Here is a 2,740-nt window from a genome sequence, read left to right as displayed (position 1 = left end):
AGATCACCCCCGACGGCTGACCCACCTCCGCCGGCGCTCGGCCCGGCGGCGCTCAGCAACGGGGGTGATGTAGCGGTATCCGCAGCTTGGGATGGCGCTACACCGCCCCCGTTGTGTGCCGGGCGCCCGGGGCGGCACGGTGGGACGGTCAGGCGGCCTTGGCCAGGGAGTCGTACTCCTCGTCGGTGAGCTGCACCTGGGCGGCGGCGACGTTCTCCTCCAGGTGACCGACCGAGGACGTACCCGGGATGGGCAGCATGACCGGCGAGCGGCGCAGCAGCCAGGCGAGCGCGAGCTGGGCGGGGGTCGCGTCGTGGCCGGTGGAGATGGCGTCCAACGGGCCGCCCGGCTTGGCCAGGTTGCCGGTGGCGATCGGGAACCACGGGATGAACGCCAGGTCGTTGCGCTCGCAGTGGTCCAGGACGTCCTCGGCGCTGCGGTCGGCCAGGTTGTAGAGGTTCTGCACCGACACGATCGGGGTGATCTTCTGGGCCGCCTCGATCTGCGCGACGGTCACCTCGGACAACCCGATGTGCCGGATCTTGCCCTCCTGCTTGAGCAGGGCCAGCTCGCCGAGCTGATCTTCCAGCGGCACCTTCGCGTCGATCCGGTGCAGCTGGTAGAGGCCGATCGACTCCAGGCCCAGGTGCCGCAGGCTCAGCTCGCACTGCTGGCGCAGGTATTCCGGCCGCCCCACCGGCCGCCAGTCACCCGGCCCGGAGCGGGTCAGGCCGGCCTTCGTCGCGATGACCAGGTCGTCGGCGTACGGATGCAGCGCCTCCCTGATCAGCAGCTCCGAGACGAACGGCCCGTACGAGTCGGCGGTGTCGATGAACGTGACGCCCAGCTCGTACGCCCGACGCAGCACCCGGACCGCCTCGGCCGGGTCCTTCGGGTCGCCCCACACCCCCGGCCCGGTGATCTGCATGGCCCCGTAACCGAGCCGGTCGACCTGCAGGTCGCCGCCGATCCGGTAGGTGCCTGACGCCTTCGCGGGCTGACTGCTGGACCCCATGTGCCGTACCCCGATCCTGTCGTTGTCGTCGGTGGCAAATCTAGCCACCCACCCCGACGGCTTTCCCGAAGATCGCGGTCGGCAACACCCCCGGACCGAATGTGGGCACCGACACTCAGCCGGCGTGCCGGATGATCACCAGCGCCTGGTCGTCGTCGGAGCCGGAGAGCTTGGTCAGCAGGGTGTCCGCGATGACCTCCACGGGCTGGTCCCGCACCGGCACGAGCACCTCGTGCAGGGCCGTCACCCCGGCGTCGTACGCCTGGTCGCGCCGCTCCACCAGCCCGTCGGTGTACGCCACCAGCAGGTCACCCGGGCCGAACGCCACGGTCGTCACCGGCACCGGGTCACGGACCAGCCCGAGCGGCAGCGAGTGCCCCGTCCAGACCGTCTCCGGCGGCCGACCCGGCCGCAGCAGCACCGGATGCGGATGCCCCACCCGGGCGACCTGCGCCTGCCCGGCCACCGGGTCGACCACCATCGCCAGACAGGTGCCGAGGAACCCGACCCCGAGCAGCCCGGTCAACCGGGGGAACACCTCGGCCAGCGGCACCCCGGAGCGGATCAGCGTGTTCACCACCGTCCGCAGCTGCGCCATGTCGGCCGCCGCCTCGACCTGGTGGCCCACCACGTCCCCGACGACCACGGCCAGCCGGCCGTCGTCCAGGTCGACCAGGTCGTACCAGTCGCCGCCCAGGTGCAGGCCGCTCATCGCCGGTTGGTAGCGGGTCGCCAGCTCCAGGCCGGGTGGCCCGATCGTCGCCGAGGTGCGCAGCCGGCCCGCCAGCCGGGTCACCAGGTTGTGTTCGGCGGCGGCCAGCCGGACCCGCTCCAGGGTCTGCTCGCACAGGTCGGCGACGGTGTCCAACAGGGCCAGGTCGTCGTCGTGCAGCGCCCGTTCCCGGGGCCAGCCGAAACCCAGCGCGGCGATGGGCCGCCGGGAGGCGTCCAGCAGCGGGAGCACGACCGTGGTCACCATCCCGTACTCGCCGGCCGGGTCCGGCAGGCCGGGATGCCGGGCGGCGAACTCGGCCCGGTTGCGCAGGATGATCCGTTCCCCGGTGCGCAGCGCGTGGGCGATCGGCCGGGGGTCGTCGATGGTCAGGTCGTCGAAGGTGGCGACCAGCCCGCTGGGCAGCTCCGCGTGCCACAGCCGGACCCGCCGGCCCTCGTCGCGCATCGCCAGGCCGGGCAGCGCCGCGCCGAGCGCCGACGGGGCGGCGTCCAGGATCACCTCGATCGCCTCACCGGTGGACCGGGTGACGCTGAGCCGGGCGGCGAACTCCGCCATCGCCCGCGCCGACGCGGTCAGCTCGGCCCGCCGCAACGCCTGGCTGCACAGCCCCGCCACCGCGTCGAGCAGGATGCGGCGGGCCTCCTCGTCGGCGGCCGGCCCGTCCCAGCGCACCTCCAGCGCTCCGAGCACCGCGCCGCCACCGTCGCGCAGCGGCAGGCAGAGCCCGTCCGGCAGTGGCACGGTGGTCTCCTCGCGTACCGCGCGGGCCAGCGGCTCGTCGTCGGTGACCCGCAGTTCGCCGGTGCCGGTGTCGTCGGTCACCGTCAGCTCCCAGGCGCCCGCCGTGGCCGCCGCGACCCGGACCCCGTCCGCGCCGACCAGACCGGGGGTGACCGCGCCGACCACGTCCATCACCGCCTCCCGGCTGTCGGCGGCGCTGAGCGCCCCGGCGAGCCGGGCCAACCCCTTGGCCTGCCGCAACGCCCGCC

General features: G+C 73.8%; 2 protein-coding genes. Both read right to left on the bottom strand.

Going from position 1 to position 2,740, the window contains the following annotated elements; genetic code table 11:
* Positions 1-148: 148 nt before the first annotated feature.
* Positions 149-1,015: an aldo/keto reductase gene (locus tag ACOJTC_RS15055; protein WP_420117342.1), complete on the bottom strand. Its 867-nt coding sequence runs from the start codon at positions 1,013-1,015 to the stop codon at positions 149-151.
* Between the two features lie 115 nt (positions 1,016-1,130).
* A partial coding sequence (locus tag ACOJTC_RS15050) for a PP2C family protein-serine/threonine phosphatase (RefSeq protein WP_420117341.1) occupies positions 1,131-2,740 on the bottom strand: 1,610 nt, incomplete at its 5' end.

It is taken from the genome of Micromonospora sp., assembly GCF_048594385.1.
Lineage (GTDB): Bacteria > Actinomycetota > Actinomycetes > Mycobacteriales > Micromonosporaceae > Micromonospora > Micromonospora wenchangensis.
The sequence above is the reverse complement of the archived record's forward strand: the minus strand, read 5'-3'. Positions and strand labels throughout refer to the sequence as shown.